Raw genomic sequence first — 22,289 nt, forward strand, 5'->3', positions numbered from 1 at the left:
CCGGTGCCGCGGCCACTCGCCGGACAGCCGAGGGGATGTGCAGCCATGCCCACCAGTGAGATCGAATGTCGACTGACGCTTCGGCACAGCGACTTCATCATGCAGAACCACCGGGTGCACGGTGTCTCGGTGATGCCCGGGGCGGTGTTCCTCGACGTCGTCCTGCGCATCCTCGACGCGCGCGGCCTGGACTGGCGCCGGGCGGTCCTGCGCGACATCCTCTTCTCCGCCCCGATGGCGACTGCGGACGGCCGCGACCTGGAGGTGCGGCTGCGCATCGCCGAGGAACGGGACGGGGTCCGCCGGGTCACCGCGCTGAGCCGGCCCGTCGGAGATCGGCCCGGTGAACATCGGCCCGGCGAAGATCGGCTTGGCGGCGGTCAACCGGCTGACTGGCAGCCGCACTTCACGGCCGACCTGGCCTGGGACGACGCCCCCCTGCCGGCGGATCTGGAGGTGGCGGCGCTCAAGGCGTCCGCGACCAGGGTGCGGGACATGGCGGAGCTGTACGCGCAGGCCCGGGCCGAACGGATCGAGCACGGCGCGCCGATGAAGTGCTTCGGCACCCTCTACCAGGGCGGCGGCCGGCTGCTCGCCGAACTCGACCTGGACCCGCAGAGTGCCCCGGGCGAGGAGCGCTTCCATCTCCACCCCGCCAAACTGGACGCGGCCACCATCGTCGCCTTCGGCCAACTCCAGCCCCCCGGCGACCCGTTCATCCCGGTGCACATCGCCGAGTTCCGCGCACCCCGGCGGGCGACCGGGCGCTGCTACGTCCACATCCCGCAGCCGGAGGTGCTGGCGCCCTCCGGCGACGTCCAGTACAGCGACTGTCTGATCCACGACGAACACGGGCGCTTCGTCGCCGGGTTCAGCAAGCTCAGCTGCAAGCGCATCCGCAGCGCCGGGCTGATCACCCGCCTGCTGGCGGAGCCGGAGCGGGCCCTCGCCACGGCCGTCACAGCCGTGACACCGGTCCCGCCGGCGGCGGTCTCCGGAGCAGTGGCCGGACAGGCCGGAGCTGCGGTCGACGCGCGGCGAGCGGGCGGGGACTCCGTACAACCCGCCACCGCAGGCGAGTTGGCCGAGTACCTGCGCGGCATGGTCGGACGAATACTGGGCCGCCCGGCCGAGTCCGTCCGCACCGGCACCGGTTTCTACGACCTGGGGCTGGACTCGCTCGCGATGCTGACCATGAGCGGCGAGCTGGAGGGACTCGTCGGCACGCGGCTGTACCCCACCCTGCTCTTCGAGTTCAGCGACATCGACGGCCTGGCCCGGCACCTGACCGCGAAGCACACGGTCCGGCTGCCGTCCGCGCAGGCGGCGGCGAGTACGGCCGTTCCGTCGGTGCCGCGCGCGGAGTCCGGCCCGCACGCGGGGTCGGTCGGCATCGGCTGCTACCGGCCGGTGTGGATCGAACAGCCGGTCGCAGCCGGTCCGGACGGTGGTGGTGACGGGCCGTTGGTGGTGCTGTCCGCAGACGTTGCGCTGCCGGCCGCGCTGCGCGCCCGCCTGGCCGGTTCCGGGCGCCGGGTCGTCCACGTCCGTCCGGGCTCCCCGGCTGCCCCGGCAGCGTCGGAGGGGCCGGACGAGATCACCGCCGACCCCACCGACCGGGCGCGGTGCGCCGAACTGGTCGCCCGCCTGGCGGACGCCTCGGCCTTCGTCCTGCTGGACGGCCCGGGCCCGGAGGCCGGCTCGGACACCGCCCCGGACAGCGGCTCGGGGAGTGGCCCGGACAGCGACCCGCTCACCGGCTACACCCGGCTGTGGACGCTCGCCGCAGCCCTCGTCGACAGCCGCCGGGCGACCCCCTGCACGCTGCTGCACGTCCACGCGGTACCGGAGGGCCAGGACAGCCGCCCCGAGCAGGAGGCACTGGCCGCGCTCGCCCGTACCGTCTCGGCGGAGACACCCGTGCTCGACTGCCGCACCACGGCGGTGCTCGGCGGCCCCCCGGCCGACCGCATCGCCGCCGCCGTCCTCGCCGAGCTGGCCGATCCGGCCGCCGAACGGCAGACCCGGCACGAGGCCGGCCGCCGGTCCGTACGCCGTCATGTGCCGGTCCCACTGCCGGTGGCCGGGCCCGGCGCGGGCGGTGGCGCACCGGCCCTGGTCGCCGGCGGCGTCTACCTGGTCACCGGTGGAGCGGGCGGCATCGGCGCCGCCGTCGCCCGGGACCTGGCCGAGCGGTACGGCGCCCGGCTGGTGCTCTGCGGCCGCAGCCCGCTCGGCCCGGAGATCTCCGCGCTGCTCGACGGTCTGCGCCGGGCGGGCGGCGAGGCCCACTACGTGCGCGCCGACGTGGCCACCGCCGCCGGCGCACGGGCCGCCGTGGACGGGGCGCGGGAGATCCACGGCCGCCTCGACGGGATCTTCCACTGCGCCGGTGCGGTGCACGACGCCGTTTTCTTCCGCAAGCAGCCGGATCGGGTCGCGCAGGTGCTGGCCCCCAAGGTGGCCGGCACGCTCCACCTGGACGAGGCCACGGCCGACCAGGAGTTGGGCGTGTTCGTGCTGTTCTCGTCGATCGCCGGCACCCTCGCCAATCCGGGCCAGTGCGACTACGCCTTCGCCAACGCCTTCCAGGACGCCTTCGCGGCCCGCCGCGCCGCCCGCTCCGACCGCACCGGCCGGACGCTCTCGGTGGCCTGGCCCTACTGGGCCGAAGGCGGCATGCGGGCCGGGTCCGCCGAGCCCGCGCGGGCCGACTCCGGACTCGCCGCGCTGTCCACGGCCGACGGGCTCCGGCTGCTGCGGCAGTGCCTGGCCGGTACGGAGCCACGGGTGGTCGCCGTGCACGGCGACCTCGATCTGTTGAGCCGTCAACTCGCGGTGACGGAGCAGTCGGAGGGCCTGCGACTCGCGGCGGTCGAGCGTGCGGAGGGTCGTCAACCCGCAGCGACGGAGCAGGAGGAGAGCCGTCAACCCGCAGAGACGGAGCGTGCGGAGAGGCGCGAGCCCGAGCCCACGGCGGCCCCGATGGACATCGCCGTCATCGGCCTTGCCGGGCGCTACCCGCTCGCCCCCGACCTGGACGCCTTCTGGGCCAACCTCGCCGAGGGCCGCGACTGCATCTCCGAGGTACCGGCCGACCGCTGGGACCACGCGGCCGTCTACCACCCGGAACGCGGCCGGACCGGCCGGACGTACGGCCGGTGGGGCGGTTTCATGGCCGGCGTCGACCGTTTCGACCCAGCCTTCTTCGGGATCTCCCGACGCGACGCCGAACGGATGGACCCGCAGGAGCGGCTCTTCCTCACGACCTGCTGGCAGGCGCTGGAGGACGCCGGGCACCCGCCCACCGCGCTGACCGGGGAGACGGTCGGGGTCTTCGTCGGCGTGATGTGGAACCACTACCAGCTGGTGGACACCGCCGAGGACGGCGTGGCACCGGTCGCGATGCACGCCTCGGTCGCCAACCGGGTGTCGTTCACCTTCGACCTGCACGGCCCGAGCATGGCCGTCGACACCGCCTGCTCCTCCTCGCTGACGGCCCTGCACCTCGCGGTCGAGAGCATCCGGCGCGGCGAGTCGACCCTCGCGCTGGCCGGCGGCGTCAACGCGATCGTCCACCCGCAGAAGTACCTCCAGCTGGCCCAGGGCCAGTGGCTGTCCACCGACGGGCGGTGCCGGGCCTTCGGCGCGGGCGGCACCGGCTACGTGCCCGGCGAGGGGGTCGGCGCGGTACTGCTCAAACCGCTGGCCCGCGCCCTCGCGGACGGAGACCACGTCCACGGCGTCATCAAGGGCAGCGCCCTCGGCCACAGCGGGCGGACCAGCGGGTTCACCGTGCCCAGCCCGGCCGCGCAGGCCGAGGTGATCTCCCGGGCCGTCGAGGGCTCCGGCGTCGCACCGGACACCATCGGCTACATCGAGGCGCACGGCACCGGAACCTCGCTCGGCGACCCGATCGAACTGGAGGGCCTGCGCCGGGCGTTCGCCGACGCCACGGACGCGCCCGGCAGCTGCGCGATCGGCTCGGTGAAGTCCAACATCGGCCACCTGGAGAGCGCCGCCGGGATCGCCGGCCTGACCAAGGTGCTCCTCCAGTTCCGGCACGGCCTACTGGCGCCCAGCCTGCACACTGAGCGGCTCAACCCCGAACTCGACCTCGGCGACGGGCCGTTCCGGGTGCAGACCGCCGTCCAGCCGTGGCCGCGCCCGGCGCACGGGCCGCGCCGGGCCGGCCTCAGCGCCTTCGGCGCGGGCGGCTCCAACGTCCACGTCGTCCTGGAGGCCCACGAACCGAGTGACGACCGCCCCGTAGCGACCGGCCCGCAGCTCTACGTGCTCTCCGCGCGCGACGACCGGGCGCTGCGCGAACGTGCCGCGGCCCTGCTGGCCCACCTGGACCCGGACGGCACCGGCGGGGCAGCCACCGCCGCGCTCGCCGAGCAGCGGCGGCACGCCGCCCGGGGGCGGCTGCACGGCGCCGTCGCCGACCTGCTCGGAGTGCCTGCCGCGGCCCTCGACGGCGGCGAGACCCTGGACGACCTCGGGGTCGACGCAGCCGGGCTGGCCCGGCTCTGCACCCTGTCCGGCGCCCCCGACGACCTGGCGCACCTCGCCCCGGACGGCACGCTCGCGGAGCTGGCCGACGTGTTCGCGGCCTCGGCGGCGCCGACCGACGGCCCCGCCCGTCCGGAGGACCTCGCGCACACCCTCCAGGTCGGCCGGGCACCGATGAAGGAACGCTGGGCGGCGGTCACCGACGGACTGCCCGCGCTGCGCGCGGCGCTCCGGCGGCTGGTGGGCGGCGAACCGCCCGAGGACGGCGAGTACCGGGGCAGCGCCGCCCGGCAGGACGGCCCCGCCGACGACCCGGCGGCCCTGCACCGGGCCGGTGAACTGGACAAGCTGGCGGCCCACTGGGTCGCCGGTGCGGAGGTCGACTGGCACGCCTGCCGGGCGGCCGGGGCCCCGGCCGCCCGGCGGGTGGCGCTGCCCGGCTACCCGTTCCACGAGGAGCGCTACTGGGTGGGCGAGTGGCACCGGTCCGGCCCGGCCGCCGCACCCGAGGCGCCTGCCGGCACCCGCCCCGCTGCCGTGGGCGGCCCGGCCACAGCGACGGCCCCGGCCACCGTCAGCACTCCCGTCGGGACCACTGCCCCCGCCACCGGCCACGACGCCGACGAGACCGCCCTGCCCGGAACGGTCACCGCGACGGACGGCGAGGCGGAACTGCGCGTCCTCGGGCAGGGCGTGGCGATGGTCGTCCTCGGCGGCACGATGTTCACCGACCGGCTGCTCGGCTCACTGCGCGCGGTCTTCGCCGAGATCGAGACCAGGAACGACGTCCGGGCGGTGGTGCTCACCGGCAGCGGCAGCGTGTTCAGCATGGGCGCCACCCCCGAGGCGCTGGAGGCGCTCTCCGTCGGCCGGGGGAGCTTCACCGACGAGTCCTTCCTGTACGAGGGGCTGCTGCGCTGCAGCCGGCCGGTGGTGACGGCCGTCCAGGGCCACGCGTCCGGCGGCGGACTGGCCTTCGGCCTGTACGGCGATCTGGTGGTGATGGCCGAGGAGGGCCTCTACAGCGCCAACTTCGTGAGCTACGGCTTCACACCCGGCATGGGCGCCACGTACATCCTGGAGCAGCGGTTCGGACGGACGACGGCGGCCGAGATGCTGTTCACCGGCTCGGCGTTCACCGGAGAGGAGCTGCGGCGGCGCGGGGCCGCGATGGCCGTCCGCCCGCGTGAGCAGGTGCTGGCCGCCGCACTCGACCTGGCGCGGACCGTCGCCGCCAAGCCCGCCTCCGTGATCGCCACCCTGAAGGCCGAGTTGGCGGGACGGACGCTGGGCGTCCTGCCGGAGGTCATCTCGGGTGAGGTGCGGATGCACGAGGCGGTACTCGGCGAACAGTCGCTGGAGCTGGTCCGCCGGCACTTCGAGAAGGTACGGACGTTCCGCCAGGGCGATCCGGCAACCCCCGCCCCGGTCCAGGGCCCGGCCGTTGCCACGGCTGCTGTCGGCGTACCCGTTCAGGAGGCTGACCCCGTTCCGGAGCCGGAGGCCGTGCCCGCGATCGATCCGGCGGAGGTCCGGTCGGCCGTGGAGAGCTCCCTGGGCGCCGTCCTCTACCTGGACCGGACGGAGATCGACCCCGAACTCACCTTCAGCGAGCTCGGCCTGGACTCGATCGGTGCGGTGGAGATCGTCCGGGATCTGGGTGAACGGTTCGGCGTCCAGCTCGACGCGGTGACCGTCTACGACCACCCCACCATCGGGGCGTTGACCGAGGCCGTCCTGCTGGCGGCCGCCCGTTCGCGCTCGCTGCACGCCGAGGCCCTGCGCCCGCAGGCCCGGCCACGGCCGGAGCCGCAGTCCGGCGGCGGAGAGCAGCGCGGGCCCGCACCGGAGCCGCCGCCACACGCCGACGAGCCCGCGCTGCTCTCCGTGGCCGCGCCGCCCGCCGCTCCGTTCTCCCTCGCCCCGCTGTCCCTGGCCACACCCGCCGCCCGGCCCGCCGCCGCCCAGGCCCTACTCGGCGCGGCCCCCCGCATCACGCTGCGCCCGGTACCCGTCGCGCAGGCCCCCGAGCCCGAGCCCGAGCCCGAGGCGGACGCCGAAGCCGACGCCGCAGGGCCCCGCCGGGTCGGCGACATCGCCGTGATCGGGATGGCGGGCCGCTTCCCGGACGCCCCGGACCTGGACGCCTTCTGGCGGAACCTGCGGTCCGGCCGCAGTAGCATCGCCGAGATCCCGCCCGAGCGCTGGGACGTCGACCGCTGGTACGACGCGGACCGGACTGTGCCCGACCGCACCTACAGCCGCTGGGCGGCCCTGCTGGACGACATCGACCGCTTCGATCCGGCGTTCTTCAACCTCTCGCCGCTGGAGGCGGAGGCCATGGACCCGCAGCAGCGGATCTTCCTCCAGGAGGCATGGAAGGGCCTGGCGGACGCCGGCTACGCGGCCGGGCCCGGCAGCGGGCTTCGCTGCGGAGTGTTCGTCGGCTGCGGCGCCGGCGACTACCAGAAGCTGCTCGACGAAGCCGGGCAGTCGGACACCGGGCACGCCTTCCTCGGTACGTCCCCCTCCATCCTCGCCGCCCGGATCGGTTACTTCCTCGACCTCACCGGCCCGACCATGGCCGTGGACACCGCCTGCTCCTCCTCGCTGACCGCGGTGCAGCTGGCCTGCGAGAGCATCCGGTCGGGCGGCTGCGAGCTGGCGCTGGCCGGCGGCGTGGCGCTGATGGTGACCCCGCAGATGCACATCCGCACCAGCAACACCGGCATGCTCTCGCCGACCGGGCGGAGCGCGCCGTTCGACGCCTCCGCCGACGGGATCGTGCTCGGCGAGGGCGTCGGGGTGGTCGTGCTCAAGAGCCTGGATCGGGCGCTCGCCGACGGCGATCACATCCACGGCGTGATCCGCGCGGTCGGCGTCAACGGCGACGGGAAGACCAACGGCATCACCGCGCCGAGTGCCAACTCCCAGGCCGACCTGCTGCGACGGGTGCACCGGATGGCGGGGGTCTCGCCCGACGAGATCGGCTACGTCGAGGCGCACGGCACCGGCACCGAACTCGGCGACCCGATCGAGGTCAAGGCCCTCCACGAGGTGTTCCGGGCCGGTACCGGCCGGACCGGCTTCTGCGGCCTGGGCTCGGTGAAGGGCAACATCGGCCACACCACGATGGCCGCCGGCATCGCCGGCCTGCTCAAGGTGCTGCTGGCCCTGCGCCACCGCGAGCTGCCGCCCACGGCCGGGTTCGAGACCCCGAACCCGAAGATCGACCTCGCGGAGAGCCCGTTCTACGTGGTGACCCGACCGACCGACTGGCGGCCAGGACCGGGCGGTCGCCGCATCGCCGCCGTCAGCAGCTTCGGCTTCAGCGGCACCAACTGCCATCTGGTCGTGGCCGAGGCGCCGGCCCGACCGGAGCGGCCGAGCGGCCCCCGGGCCGAGCGGGTGGTGGTGCCCGTCTCGGCACGCACCGAGGACGGCCTGGTGCGTCAACTGGCCGACCTTTCCCGGGCATTGGGGCATAGGCCGGACATTCGCGACGTCGCCCTGACGCTGGCGCTCGGCCGCCGCCACCTGCCCGTCCGGGCCGCCGTCGTGGCGGCCGACAGCGCCGAACTGCGTGCGGGCCTGGAGATTCTGCTGGCCGGCGGGCACGGCCCGCACTGCCGGCGCAGCTCGGCGCCGCAGCCGGTGGCGGCCGATGCGGCCGACGCGGACGGAGCGGAGCGGACCGCCGCCGCGTACGTCGCGGGAGCCGTCTGTGACTGGAAGGGCCGCACCGAGGGCAGCGGTGGCCGGCGGATTCCGCTGCCGACCTACCGCTTCGCCGCCGACCGCCACTGGATCGCGCCCGCCGTGTCCCCCGAACCCCCTCCCGCGACGGCGCTGGAGGGCGTCATCCGGCCCGACGGCTGGCCGGTGGCCGAGCACGCCGTCGCGGGTACGCCGGTGCTGCCCGGCACCGCGGCCCTGGAACTGGCCGCCGCAGCCGCCGCCCGCCGGTTCGGCAGCCGACGCCTCCGGCTGTCCGCAGTCCGCTGGCTCCGCCCGTTCGAGGTGTACGGCCCGGTCCGGCCGCTACTGCGCCTGACGGGACCGGACACCGCCTGCACCTTCGCCCTGACTGCCGACGGGCCCGCCGCGCCGCACTGTGCCGAGGGCGCCGTCGCCCCGCTTCCCGCCCCGCTTCCCGCCCCGCTCGCCGACCCGCTCGCCGCCTCGGCGGAGTCTGCGCGGATCGATCCGGAGACGATCGCGGCCGGGCTTGCGCACCGCCGCTCGGCCGACGAGCTGTACGCGGCGTTCTCCGCCGCCGGGATCGGCTACGGGCCGTCGTTCCGCCTGCTCCGCGAGGTGCGCCACGGGCGCGACGAAGCCCTGGGCGAGCTGCTCGCCCCGGACGGCGCCGGCGCCGACGGCTTCCTGCTGCACCCGGCCCTGCTGGACGCCGCACTGCAGACCGCCGCAGTGCTGGCCGACACCCCCGCCGGCGTGCCCGCGCTCCCGTTCGCCCTGGAACGACTCGACCTCCTCGCCCCGCTCACCGGCCCCGGTTGGGCGCACGCCGTCCGGCGCGGACCGCGCACCTTCGACCTCACGGTGACGGACCGTCAGGGAGCGGTGTGTGTAAGGGTGGAGGGATTCGCGGTGCGACCGGCGCCGGACGCGCTGCGGGGCATGCTGTTCGTCCCGCAGTGGCTGGCCGCCGAGCCGCCGCAGCCCCGGAGCGCCGGCACCGGCCGCCGGGCGCTTGTCCTGCACACCGCCGACACCGAGCCGCTCGCGCGGGCGCTCCTGGCGGCCAGGGCGGCCGCCGACCCGGCCGGGGAGGTCCGGACCGTGCGGCTGGACGGCGACGGCACACCGGCCGAACCGCTCGGCCCGGCCCCGGACCTGCTGTACTTCCTCGTCGGCCGCGCCACAGCGGGGCTGCCCGATGCCGCACCCGGGTCGCCCGAGAGCGCAGTTGGGTTGCCCGACACCACGGCTGGGCTGCCCGACGACGCGCCGACCCGGTTCACCCTCGCCCTGCTCCGGGTGCTGCGGCCACTGATCGAGCGGGGCTCCGGTGACGGCCCGGAGATCCGGATCGTCACGGAGGGCTGCCTGGGGGCGGATCCCGGGGACGTCCTCGACCCCTACGGCGCAGCCCTGTTCGGGCTGGCGGGCGCGGTGGCTGCGGAGTATCCGCGCTGGTCGGTCTGCTGCCTGGACGTCGAGCCGGGCGCGGAGCCGGGTCCGACCGCCCGTCGGATCCTCGCCGAGGACGGCACCGAACGCCTGGTCGCCCTGCGCGGCGGACGCCGGCTGCGCCGCGGCTTCCGCGAACTGCGGCTCCCCGAGGGCCGGACGGCCGAGGTGTTCCGCCCCGGCGGCGTGTACGTGATCGCGGGCGGCGCCGGCGGCATCGGTACCGCGCTCACCCGCCACCTCTGCCGGACGGTGGGCGCGAGCGTCGCCTGGCTCGGCCGCAGTCCGGAGACCCCCGAGCTGCGCGCCAGAATCGCCGAAGTGTCCGAACTCGGCGGCCAGGTAAGGTACTTCACCGCAGACCTGGCCCAACCCGACGCGGTCGCCGGTGCGCTGGCCCGGGTCAGGGCCGAACTCGGGCCGGTCAACGGTGCGTTCCACGCCGGCCTCGTCCTGCGCGACCGCTCGCTCGTGAACCTCGACGAGACGGACGTCACCGAGGTGCACCGCGCGAAGGTGGCGGGGGCCCGTGCCTTCCACCGTGCGCTGGCCGGTGAACCGCTCGACTTCCTGGTGTTCTTCTCCTCGGCCGCCAGCTTCGTGGACAGTGCCGGGCAGGCCAACTACGCCTCCGCCAGTACCTGGGAGGACGCCTACGCGCTCTGGCTGCGCGGTCGCGGCGTACCCGCCTCGGTGGTCAACTGGGGCTACTGGGGCGGAATCGGCGCCGTCGCCGACCAGATGCACCGGGAGCGCCTGGCCGCCCTCGGGGTCGGCTCGGTGGAGGAGCCCGAGGGCATCGCCGCTCTGACCCGGCTCCTTGCCGCGGACGTCCCACAGGCGCTGGTGGTCCGGGCCTCGGCAGCCTGGCTGGCGGGCATCGGCGTCGAATCCGCAGCCCCCGTCCCGGCGCGGACCGGCGCCCGACAGACCGAGTCTGCGGCTGAGGCCGTCCTGGGGTCCGAGTCCGAGCCCCTCGCAGTACGGCCCGTCCCGGCCGGCCACGCTCCCGAGGGCCTCGACGGCACCCAGGACAGCCCCGTCCGCCGGGCCCGCCGCGCCTTCGCCGAACTCGACGCGGCCGCCCGCCACTCGGCCGCCGCGCTGGCGGAGGGCTGGGACCTGCTGCACCCGCCCGGCCTGCCGGTCCGGGTCGCCGACCTGCGTGCCGACCTCGGGGTCCTGGACCGGCACCGGCCGCTGTTCGACGCACTGCTGCGCCTGCTCGACCGGGCCGGTGCGGTGCTGCTCGACGGTGACACCGTCACCCTGCGGCCGGACCGTCCCGCTCCTGCGGCCGACCCGGCAGGTCTCACCGATCGGTACCCGGAGATGGCCCCGCACACGGCGCTGCTCTCGGCCTGCACGGCTGCCCTCGGGGACGTCCTGGCCGGTCGCCGCAGGGCGACGGAGGTGCTGTTCCCGGGCGGCTCGATGAGCCTCGTGGAGGGCGTCTACCGAGGCCAGCCGATCGTCGACCACTTCAACGCGCTGCTCGCGGAGCGGACGGCCGAGGCGGTGCGCCGCGCCTGTGCGGACCGTCCGGTGGTCCGGGTGCTGGAGATCGGCGCGGGCACCGGCGGCAGTTCGGCGGCCGTCCTCGCGGCCTGCGCCCGGACCGGCACGACCCTGGAGTACGACTACACCGACGTCTCCCCGGCCTTCCTGGCGCACGGCCGCGAGGCGTTCGGCGCCGACCACCCCTTCGCCCGCTTCCGGCTGCTCGACATCGAACGGGACCCGCTCGGTCAGGGCTTCGCCCCCGGCGGCTACGACGTGGTGCTGGCGACCAACGTGCTGCACGCCACCGAGTCGATCGCCCACACGCTCGGGCACACCCGCGCCCTGCTCCGGCCGGACGGGCTGCTGCTGGTGAACGAGGTCACCCGGGCCTCCGACTTCCTCACGCTCACCTTCGGCCTGACCGGCGGCTGGTGGCGCTTCGCCGATCCGCAGCAGCGGCTCACCGACGCCCCGCTGCTCGGCCCCGCCCAGTGGCGGGCCGCCCTGTCGGCCGCCGGCCTGCGCACCGAGGAGGTCCTGGGCACCCCGGGGAGCGAAGGCGACGACAGCGAGCAGTGCGTGATCCTCGCCCGCCCCCTGACCGGAGCGACGGCCCCGGCCGACCGCCCCGGCGGAGCGGACGTGCGACGGTACGTGCGGCAGGTCTTCGCGGAGGTGCTGAAGCACCGCGAGGCGGACCTGGACGCCGCCGCCACCTTCGAGACCTTCGGAGTGGACTCCCTGGTGAGCCTGCAGATCGTCGGCCGGTTCGAGCGGGACCTGGGCAGCCTGCCCGCCACCCTGCTCTTCGAGCACCTGACGATCGGACAGCTGGCCGACCACCTCTCGGCCGAACACGGCGCACGACTCGCCACGCTGCTCGCTCCGGCCGTTGCCCCCGCAGCCCAGGCTGCTCCCGTCTCTCCTGTCTCCTCTGCCCCTTCTGTCACCCCTGTCACCCACGGCACCCCGGGCGCCGCTCTCGTCCTGGCCGACGCCGCCGACGCCGTGGACCCGCTTGCCGACGCGATCGCGGTCGTCGGCGTCACCGGGCGCTACCCGGGTGCCCGCGACCTCGACGCCTTCTGGCAGAACCTGGCGGCGGGCGTCAGTTCCGTCACCGAGGTGCCCGCCGAACGCTGGGACTGGCGGCCGACCTATGACCCCAGGCGCGGACGCCCCCAGCGCACCAACTCCCGTTGGGGCGGCTTCCTGGAGGAGGTCGACCGGTTCGACCCCGCCTTCTTCGGCATCCTCGCCCGGGACGCGGCCGACATCGACCCGCAGGAGCGCCTCTTCCTGGAGACTGCCTGGAACCTGCTGGAGGAGACCGGCTATCTCGGCGAGCACACGCACGAACAGTCCACCGGCGTGTTCGTCGGAACCATGTACGGGACATACGGCCAACTCGGCGCCACCGCCTGGGAACACGGCCGGCTCGCGGGTGCGCACTCCGCGTACTGGTCGCTGGCCAACCGGGTCTCGTACTTCTTCGACTTCCACGGCCCCAGCTTCGCCGTCGACTCGGCGTGCTCGTCCTCGCTCACGGCGGTGCACCTGGCCTGCGAGAGCCTCCGGCGCGGCGAGTGCCGGATGGCCGTCGCGGGCGGGGTGAACCTCATCCTGCACCCGTCCCACCACGTGGCCCTCAGCGCGATGAACATGCTCTCCGGCGATGGCGCCTGCAAGGTCTTCGACGCCTCGGCGGACGGCATCGTGCCGGGCGAGGGCGTGGGCGCCGTCCTGCTGAAACCGCTCGGCAGGGCGGTCGCCGACGGCGACCGGATCTGGGCGGTGATCCGCGGCGGTGCCATGAACGCCGGTGGGAAGACCGGCGGTTACACCGTTCCCAACCCCAACGCCCAGGCCGCGCTCGTCGCCGACGCGCTGCGCCGCGCGGGGGTCGCGCCGGACACGATCGGCTACGTCGAGGCGCACGGCACCGGAACCGAGCTCGGCGACCCGATCGAGATCGCCGCCCTCGGCCGCGCCCTGCGCGACGGCGCCTCCCCGGGGCGGGAGCGCTGCACGGTCGGCTCGGTGAAGGCCAACATCGGCCACCTGGAAGGCGCGGCGGGCATCGCCGGCCTCACCAAGGTGCTGCTGCAACTGCGGCACGGCAGACTCGCCCCCGCCGTCGGCCTCAGCACCCCCAACCCGAAGATCGACTTCGCCGGGAACGGGCTCGCCCCCGTCCCCGGCCCGGCCGACTGGGTCCCGCTGCGGCGGACCGGAGCCGACGGGCTGCCGGTCACCCTGCTCCGCCGAGCCGGGGTCAGCTCCTTCGGGGCCGGTGGCGCCAACGTCCACCTCGTCGTCGAGGAGTACCTCCCGCAGCCCGATGCGGCAGCCGCAGCCGATGCCGGTGTCGTGAACCGGGGGGAGCAGCTCGTCCTGCTCTCGGCCCGCACCCAGGGCCAACTCGTCGACATGGCAACCCGGTTCGCGGATTTCCTGGAGGACCGCCCCGCCACCGACCCGACCGACCCGACCTACTTGGCCGACCTGGCCAGGACCACCCAGCTCGGCCGCCGGGCGATGGCCGAACGCCTCGCCGTCCGCGTTCCGGCCGGGGACGGCGCCGAGGGGCTGGCCGCCCTGCTGCGCGCCTTCGCGGCCGGATCGCAGGACCCTCGGGTGTACACCGGGAGCGCCAGGCCCGCAGGACAGGCGCAGGCACAGGAACAGGCGTCGGCACGGGACGTCGCCGGACGGGCGGACCACCCCGACCTGGACGCCCTGGCAGCCGCCTGGACGTCGGGCGCCCGGGTCGACTGGCGCCGGCTCTGGCCGGGCGCGCCGCGCCGGGCCGTGCAGCTGCCCACCTACCCCTTCGAGCGCAGGAGCTTTTGGATCGAGACGCCCGCCCCCGAGCCCCGGCCCGCCGCTGTGCCGGAGACCACGGAGACCAGCGTGCCCCCGGCGCGGGTCGCCGAACGGCCGCCGGTCACCGAACGGCCGCCGGTCACCGAACCGCAGCCGACCCCCGAGGCCGAGAAGGCGGCCGAGCCGGAACGGGTCGGCACGTTGCGGCTGCTCCGGCCCGCCTGGCGGCCGCAACCCGCTGACGAATCGTCACTCCAGGGCCGCACCGTCCTGCTGCTGCACGCCGACGACACCCTCGACGGCACCGTTCTCGCCGAGGAACTCGTCCGGCGCGGCGCGAACCGCGTCGTCACCGCCGCACCGGGAGCCGCCTTCGCGGAGAGCGGTCCCGACCGGTACACCCTCGAGTGGCAGGACCACAACCAGTACGAGCGGCTGCTCGCCGTGCTCGCGCGGCAGCGTCGGCTGCCCGATCTGGTCATGCAGACCTGCCCGGACGCGCCGCTCTCCCCGGCCGCGTCCCTGTCCCCGGCGTCCCCGGCCGGGCAGTCGCTGAGCGGCCTGTTCCGGACGCTGACCGCTCTGCTGCGCCGCAACCGCACCAGGCCGCTGCACGCCGTGGTGGTGCACGGACCGGCGGCCGAGCAGCCGCAGCACGCCGCGCTGGGCGCACTGCTCAGGACGCTCGCCCTGGAGCACAGCACCTTCTCGGCCACCAGGGTGGAGCTGGAGTCCACGGAAGGCGACCCGCGCGCCAGGGCGGCACTGCTCGCCGCAGAGGCCGGACGCGGCGCGGGCCGGGGGGTCGCCGAGCTGCGACTGTGCGGAACGGAACGGCTGGTCCGGGAGCTCGACGAGGAGATACCAGAGCCGGTACCCGGGCATGGGTCCGGTCCGCGTCCGGAGCTGCGTCCCGGAGGCTGCTACCTGGTCACCGGCGGCGCCGGCGCGCTCGGCCTGATCTTCGCCGGCTTCCTCGCCGCGCAGGCGCCGGTCAACCTCGTGCTGGTCGGCCGCTCCGCGCTGGACGAGGAGACGGCCGAACGGGTCCGCGCGCTCGGCCGCGACGGCAGCACCGTCTGGTACCGCCGCGCCGACCTCGGCTCGTCCGAGGCCACCCGGGAGTTGATCGACGAGATCCACCGCCGGTACGGAGACCTGCACGGTGTCGTGCACGCGGCCGGGGTCCACCGGGACGCGCGGGCGGTCCGCAAGACCGACTCCGAGATCGCCGAGGTGCTCGCACCCAAGGTGGACGGCACGCTCCACCTGGACCGGGCCACGGCCGGCGACCCGCTCGACTTCTTCGTGCTGTTCTCCTCGGTGACCGCCGAGACCGGGAACCTGGGCCAGGCCGACTACGCGTACGCCAACGCCTTCCTCAACCACTTCGCCGCGACCCGCGAGCGCTGGCGCTCGGCAGGGCTGCGCTTCGGGCGGAGCGTGGCGATCGGCTGGCCGCTGTGGCAGGACGGCGGTATGACGGTGGACCAGGCCACCCTGCGGCTGTTCGCCCGACGCTGGTCGATGGTCCCGATGCGGACCGAGACCGGACTCGCGGTCTTCCACCGGGCACTCACGGGAACGGAGACGGTGGTCACGGCCGTCGAGGGGCTCCCGGTCGGGGAGCCGTCCGCAGCCGCACCGCCTTCGGCCTCCGCATCGGTCCCCGTACCGGAGGCGGCGCCCGTACCGACGGACGACCGGCTGGCCGAGGCCGTCGAGCTCGAACTGTGCGGTATGGCAGCCGAATTCCTGCTGGTGGACATCGACGAGATCGACACCCGGATCGAGCTGCTGGAGCTGGGCTTCGACTCGATCTCGCTCACCGAGCTCGTCGAGCGCATCAACGAACGCTACGGGCTGGAGCTGCTTCCCACCGTCCTCTTCGAGGCGCCGAGCCTGCACGACGCGGCCCGCTACCTGGTGAGCCGCCACCCCGCAGCGGTTGCCGCGGCCCTGGGCGGCCGGTCCGAGGCACCCACGGCGGCCGTCGAAGCACCGACGTCCGTCGAGCCGCCAGCCGTCCTGGCCACCCTCGCGTCCCCGAACTCCCCGGCCTCCGAGGGTCGCCGGATCGCGGTCGTCGGCATGGCCGGCGTCTTCCCCAAGTCGCCGGACCTGGAGGTCTTCTGGACCAATCTCCGGGACGCCGTCGACCTCACCGGGCCCGTCCCGGCCGACCGTGCCGAGCTGCTGGCCGATCCGGGTACCCGCGAGGTCCGTGGCGGATTCCTGGCGGACGTGGCCGACTTCGACGCCGCGTTCTTCGGCATCTCGCCGCGCGAGGCCGAGCTGATGGACCCACAGCACCGGCTGTTCCTCCAGGTGGTGTGGCGGGCACTGGAGGATGCCGGGCAGCGGCCCTCCGACCTGGCCGGCAGCGCGACGGGCGTGTTCGCGGGCATCGCGACCGGCGACTACGGCGAGCTGATGGCCCGGCACGGACTCGACGTCCAGGCGCACATGGCGACCGGGATCGCGCGCTCGGTGCTGTGCAACCGGATCTCGCACCAACTGGACCTGCACGGGCCGAGCGAGACCGTCGACACGGCGTGCTCGAGCTCGCTGGTCGCCGTGCACCGGGCGATCCGCGCGCTGTCGGACGGCGAGTGCGAGCTCGCCGTCGCGGGCGGCGTGGGCCTGGCGCTGAGCCCCGGGCTGTTCACCTCGTTCAGCCGGGCCGGGATGCTCAGCCCCGGCGGCCGGTGCCGGACCTTCGACAAGGACGCCGACGGCTACGCGCGCGGCGAGGGTGTCGGCGCGCTGGTGCTCAAACGGCTCGACCGGGCCGAGGCGGACGGCGACCACATCCATGCCGTGCTGCGCGGCAGTGCCGTGAACCACGGCGGCAAGGCGCCGTCGCTGACCGCCCCCAATCCGGAGGCCCAGGCCCAAGTGATCGTCCAGGCCCACCGGGACGCCGGGGTGCACCCGGCCACCGTCGGCTACCTGGAGGCCCACGGCACCGGGACGAGGCTCGGCGACCCGGTCGAGATCGAGGGCGTTCGGCAGGCCCTCGCCAGGCTCGCCGAGGAGTTCGGCACCCGGTTGTCCGAACTGCCGGACATCACGATCGGCTCGGTGAAGACCAACCTCGGGCACGCGGAGGCCGCAGCGGGTATGGCGGGCCTGCTGAAGGTCCTACTCGCGCTCCGGCACCGCACCCGGCCGGCCCACCTGCACCTCGCCGAGCCCAACCCGTACCTGCGGCTGGACGACGGCCCGCTGCGGATCAACACCGAGACCGAGCCGTGGGAGCCCCGGAAGGACGAGGACGGCCGGGACACCTGGCGGGCCGGGGTCAGCTCGTTCGGGTTCGGCGGGGTCAACGCCCATGTGGTGGTGGAGTCCTACCGGACGCCGGACGACACAGGGTCGGACCACCGAGCGCTGGAGAACCGAGCGCTGGACGGCCGGGAACCTGCGCGATCCGGGGCCGAGCCGCAGGTGCTGCCGCTGTCCGCGCGTGACCCGGGCTCGCTGCTCCGCTCCGCCGATCGGCTCGCCGCGTACCTGGAGGCCGGGTCCGACACCGACCTGCGCCGGGTCGCCTGGACCCTGCAGAGCGGCCGGGAGGAGCTCACCGAGCGGCTGGCCCTGGTCGCCGCCGACGTGCGGCAGGCGGCGGCGCTGCTGCGGGCTGCGGCCGCCGGTGCGACCGGCCTCGACGGCGCCCACCGGGGCACCGTCCGCAGGGCAGCGGGCCGGGCCCCGGCACCCGCGCCGGGAAACAAGCCCGGCGACCTGGCCCGAGCCTGGGCCGGGGGCACCGAGGTGGACTGGGCCGCGCAGCACCCGGACGGGCCCCCTCGGCGGCTGCCGCTGCCCGGAGTGGTGTTCACACCGACCCGCCACTGGTTCACCCTGCCCGACAGCCCACCCGTGCCCGACGCCTCGCACGTGCCCGATGCCCCGCCCGTGTCCGCTGCCCGAGTGATGACGGAGCCCGAGGTGCCCCAGCAGACCCGACCGGCCGACGAGCCGGTTCCCGCCCCGGCCCCCGCCGGTCCCTCCGGCGGCCCGACCACGCGCCGCCGCCGTCCCACGGTCCGGCTCGCCGCTCTGCCCGCGCCAGGCACACCGGCCGTCCGTACAGCCGAGGTTCCGGCGCCCGCGCCCGCGTCCGCGCCCAAGCTCGCCAACTCCGAACCCGGGTCCCGCGTACCCGAAGCTGCGCCCGAGGCTGAGTCCGCGCCGCCCGGACAGGTGGCCGTGCCCGCAGCGCCGCCGCAGGGCGACCCGGTTGCGGTCATCCGGGCCGCCGTTGCCGATCTGCTGGGACTGACGACTGATCAGGTGGAACCCGACCGGCCCTTCACCGAGCTCGGACTCGACTCGATCTTCCGGATGGACCTCGCCACCGCACTCGGCGCCGCCTACGGGGTCGAACTGAAGGCGGCCGACCTGTACGAGCACGACTCCGCCACCGCGCTGGCCGGCCACCTCGCCGGAACCCCGGCCGGACCGGCCCGGACCGCGCAGGCCACCCCCGGGACACCGCCGGCACAGCCGACCGAGCCGGACAGCGACTCGCCCGATAGCCCCGACGACGGCCCCGAGCAGGCGCTCGCCGCCGTCCTCACCGAGGTGACCGGCCGGGCGCTCGACCGGTCCCTGACCTTCGCCGACAACGGCTTCACCTCCTTCGACATGCTGCGCTCCGTCAGTGCCCTGGAGAACCGATTCGGCGCGCTGCGCAAGACACTGCTCTTCGACCGTCCCACGCTCGCCGAGCTGGCAGCCGAACTGACCGCCGTCCACGGAGCCGAGGCCGTCCGGGCCGTCCGCGAACCGTCCGCTGATACGCCGCAGGACGACGCGCCGGTGGTCCCGGGACCAACCACTGCGCCCGCCGCCGTGCCCCTCGGCTCACCCGTGCACGGCCGCGACGGCGGGCCGACCGTGGTCCGCAAGGCCGGTCCGGGCGGTGATCCCGCGTTGCGCCGCCTGTTGGCGGAGCTGGAGCAGACGCACGGCCGGGAGAGCGGCCTGGCCGGCCGGGACATCGCGCCGTACGCCTTCCTCGGTGCGGAGCGCCGGGGCTACCTGAACTTCTCGCAGCGCGGCCGGGCGCTGCTCGCCTGGAGCTACGTCGGGCCCGACGACCACTTCGAGCAGCTTGCCGAGGAGTGGTTCGAGTACGCCCGGCGGACGGGAGGCCAGGCCAACCTGCTCTCGCTGGTCCGACTGGAGAGGGTGGCCGGGGTCGCGGTGCACGCGACACCGTTCGGAGCGGTGCAGCGGCTGGCGGACCTCGGCTCCTTCACCCTCTCCGGCGGCCGGATGAGCAGGCTGCGCTACATGGTCCAGCGGTTCGAGAAGGCCGGGGACGCGCGGACGGCGGAGTACAGGTCCGGCAGCGACCCCGCGACGGACGCCCGGATCGCCTCGCTGGTCGACAGCTGGGCGGACGGCAAGCAGATGGTCAACCCGTACGTGCGGACCGTGCGGGCGGAGATCACCTCCGGGCGGCTGCCCGAGCGCCACCGGGTCTTTCTGACCCACCTGGGCGAGACGCTGGCCAACGCGATCGTGGTGACCAGGATTCCGTCCGAGCCGGGCTACCTGCTCGACGTGGAGTTCTATCCGAGGGACATGCCGCTGGGCGGCCTGGAGTTCGCCATCGTGCGGATCATCCAGCAGCTCGTCGCCGAGGGGGCCACGGTCTTCAGCTTCGGGGCGAGCTTCGGCGGCAAGGTCTGCGACTCGCCCAACGCCTCGCCCGCCGCCGAGAAGGCGCTGGCCGAGCTCCGCTCGGCGGGGATCTTCGGCCGCGGGAACCTCCAGTTCAAGAACAAGTTCCGCCCGGACAACCTGCCGATCTACCTCTGCACCCCGGCCGAGGGGGAGTCCACCGACGTGGCGGACGTGATCCTCATGATCGCCTCGCCGGAGCTGCTCGCGCCCGACCTGCCTGACACCGACCTGCCGGACACCACCCTGCCCCTGCCGGACGCCGACGGGCGAGAGAACGCCGCAGCCCCGGCGGCGCGGACGCCGCGACCGGCCCCGGACGACAGTCAAGTACCGCTCCGCGCAGCACAGTTGGCAGCGAACGGGCACAATCCGGTGCGCCTGGACCACACCGAGGTGGAGCTCGACCTGCTGACCGACTCGTGGGCCGAGCGCTCCGACGCGCAGGTGCTCGCGCGGATGGCGGACCTGCGTGGGCGGTCTGCCCTTCGTACCGTGCCGGACACCAGTCCGGCCGCCGTGCCGTGGCTGCCGTTCGAGCAGAGCTGGCTCACCTCCTCCGGGCGCTCGGCCGAGGCCCTGCTGTGCCGGTCCTGGCCCGGACGGCGCGGCACCGTCCTGCACAACTCGCTCTTCCCGACCTGGCTGTTCAACCTCGCCGAGTACGGCTTCGCGCCCGCCCCGCCGCTGCCCTCGGCCGGTGACACCGGCGCCCCCTGCGCGGGCGACGTCGACCTCGCGGCACTGGAAGGTGCCCTGTCCGGGAGCTCGGCGGCGGTCTCCTTCGTCTGCCTCGAACCGGCGGCCAACTCCGGTGGCGGCCGTCCGATGTCGCTGAGCAACCTCCGGGGCGCGGCCGAACTGTGCCGGCGGTACGGCGTGCCGCTGGTGCTGGACGCGACCCGACTGGTCGACAACGCCGTCCTCCTCGCGGCACACGGGACCGGTACGACCGGGGCCGAGCACACCTCGACCGCCTCGACCACCTCAGACACCTCAGACACCTCAGACACCTCAGACACCTCGGACGTCCCGGAGGTCTGGGACATCGTCCGCGAGATGCTCGGCCTTGCCGACGCCGTCACCGTCAGTCTCTCCAAGGACTTCGGCCTCGACCAGGGCGGCCTCGTGGCCACCCGGCTGCCCGAGGTCGCCGCCCGGCTGGCCGAGCGCGTCTCGGTGCGCGGTCCGGAGCTCAACCTGGCGGCCCGGCGCGCGGTCGCCCTGGCACTGGCGGACACCGCGGGGGTCGCCGCCCTGGTCCGGGAGCGGACGGCGAACGCCGCGCTGCTGCGCACCCGGCTGGAGGAGGCGGGCGTGCCCCTGGTGCCGGGACCGTCCGCCCACGGTGTGGTGCTGGACGTGGCCCGGGTGCCGCGCTTCGACGGGTTCCGCCACCCCGTGGCGGCCTGTCTCGCCTGGATCTACCGGCACACCGGGATCCGTGGCGGCCCGCAGCTGGCGGGCGGCGCCGACCGGATGCGCTGCTGCATCCGGCTGGCCGTGCCGGTGGGTATGGCGCGCCACCGGGTGGCGGAGGCGGCCGACCGGCTCGTCGCGCTCTTCGACGGGCCCGTCCCGCCGGCCGACCTGGTGTCCGTCACCGGGCCGGACGGTGCGAGCGCGGCGGCACTCGACGCGGCACTCGCCGAGTACCAGCCGGCCGAGGCGGTGCCCGAGGACGTCCGGGAGCTCCTGGACGAGGGGTACCTGCCGCCCGACGAGAACTTCGCCCTGCTCCGCGAGCACGCGCCGGGCACCGAGCGCCGGCTGGTCCACGCAGCCGGCGGCCGGGTCGAGGTCTTCCTGCGCGGCAGCGGGCCGACCGTGCTGCTGATGCACCCGTTCAACATCGGCGCCGGGATGTTCGCGCACCAGTTCGCCGCCCTGGCGGACCGGCACCGCGTGGTCGTCGTCCACCACCCCGGGGTCGGTGCCACCGACGCGGCGGAGGACCTCACGCTGCCCGGCCTGGCCCGCCTCTACCGGGGCGTGCTGGCCGAACTCGGGCTGCTGGAGCGGCCGGTGCACGTGGTGGGCGCGTCGTTCGGCGGGCTGCTCGCGCAGAACTTCGCCCTGGCCAACCCGGCCGACACCGCCTCGCTGACCCTGATCTGCAGCTCCTTCAAGTACGCCAACCGCACGGGGGAGGTCAACCGGCTCGAACGGATCGTCGCCGAGGACTTCGACCGGATCACGGCCGGCGGCGCCGACCGGGTGGCCGCCCGGCGGGACGAGCTGACCGCGCACCTGCTCCGCTGCGAGAGCATGGACCCGTACCTGGGCCTGCGCTATCTCGACCTGTTCGCCGCCGAGCCCGACCTGCTCGGCCGCCTGCCGGAGATCGGCGCGCCGACGCTGATCCTGCAAGGCCGGCACGACTGCGTGGTGCCGCTGAAGACGGCCCACCTGCTGCACGGCCTGATCCCGGACGCCCGGTTCGAGGAGATCGCCGACGCGGGCCACTTCCCGAGCGTGACCAGCCCCGAGGCCGTGAACCGGGCCCTGTCGGACTTCCTCGGCCGGATCGGCACCGGCGGCGAGCCCGCGCGGTGAACGGAACCACACACGAACCACGAACCACGAACCACGAA

At 74.9% G+C, this 22,289-nt stretch carries 1 protein-coding gene; it reads left to right on the forward strand.

Annotation, left to right across the window (positions count from 1 at the left end):
- Positions 1–45: 45 nt before the first annotated feature.
- Complete coding sequence (locus UK12_RS39440) at positions 46–22,251, forward strand: SDR family NAD(P)-dependent oxidoreductase (RefSeq protein ID WP_045300276.1); 22,206 nt, start codon at positions 46–48, stop codon at positions 22,249–22,251.
- Positions 22,252–22,289 lie beyond the last annotated feature (38 nt).

The organism is Saccharothrix sp. ST-888 (assembly GCF_000955975.1).
Classification (GTDB): domain Bacteria; phylum Actinomycetota; class Actinomycetes; order Streptomycetales; family Streptomycetaceae; genus Kitasatospora.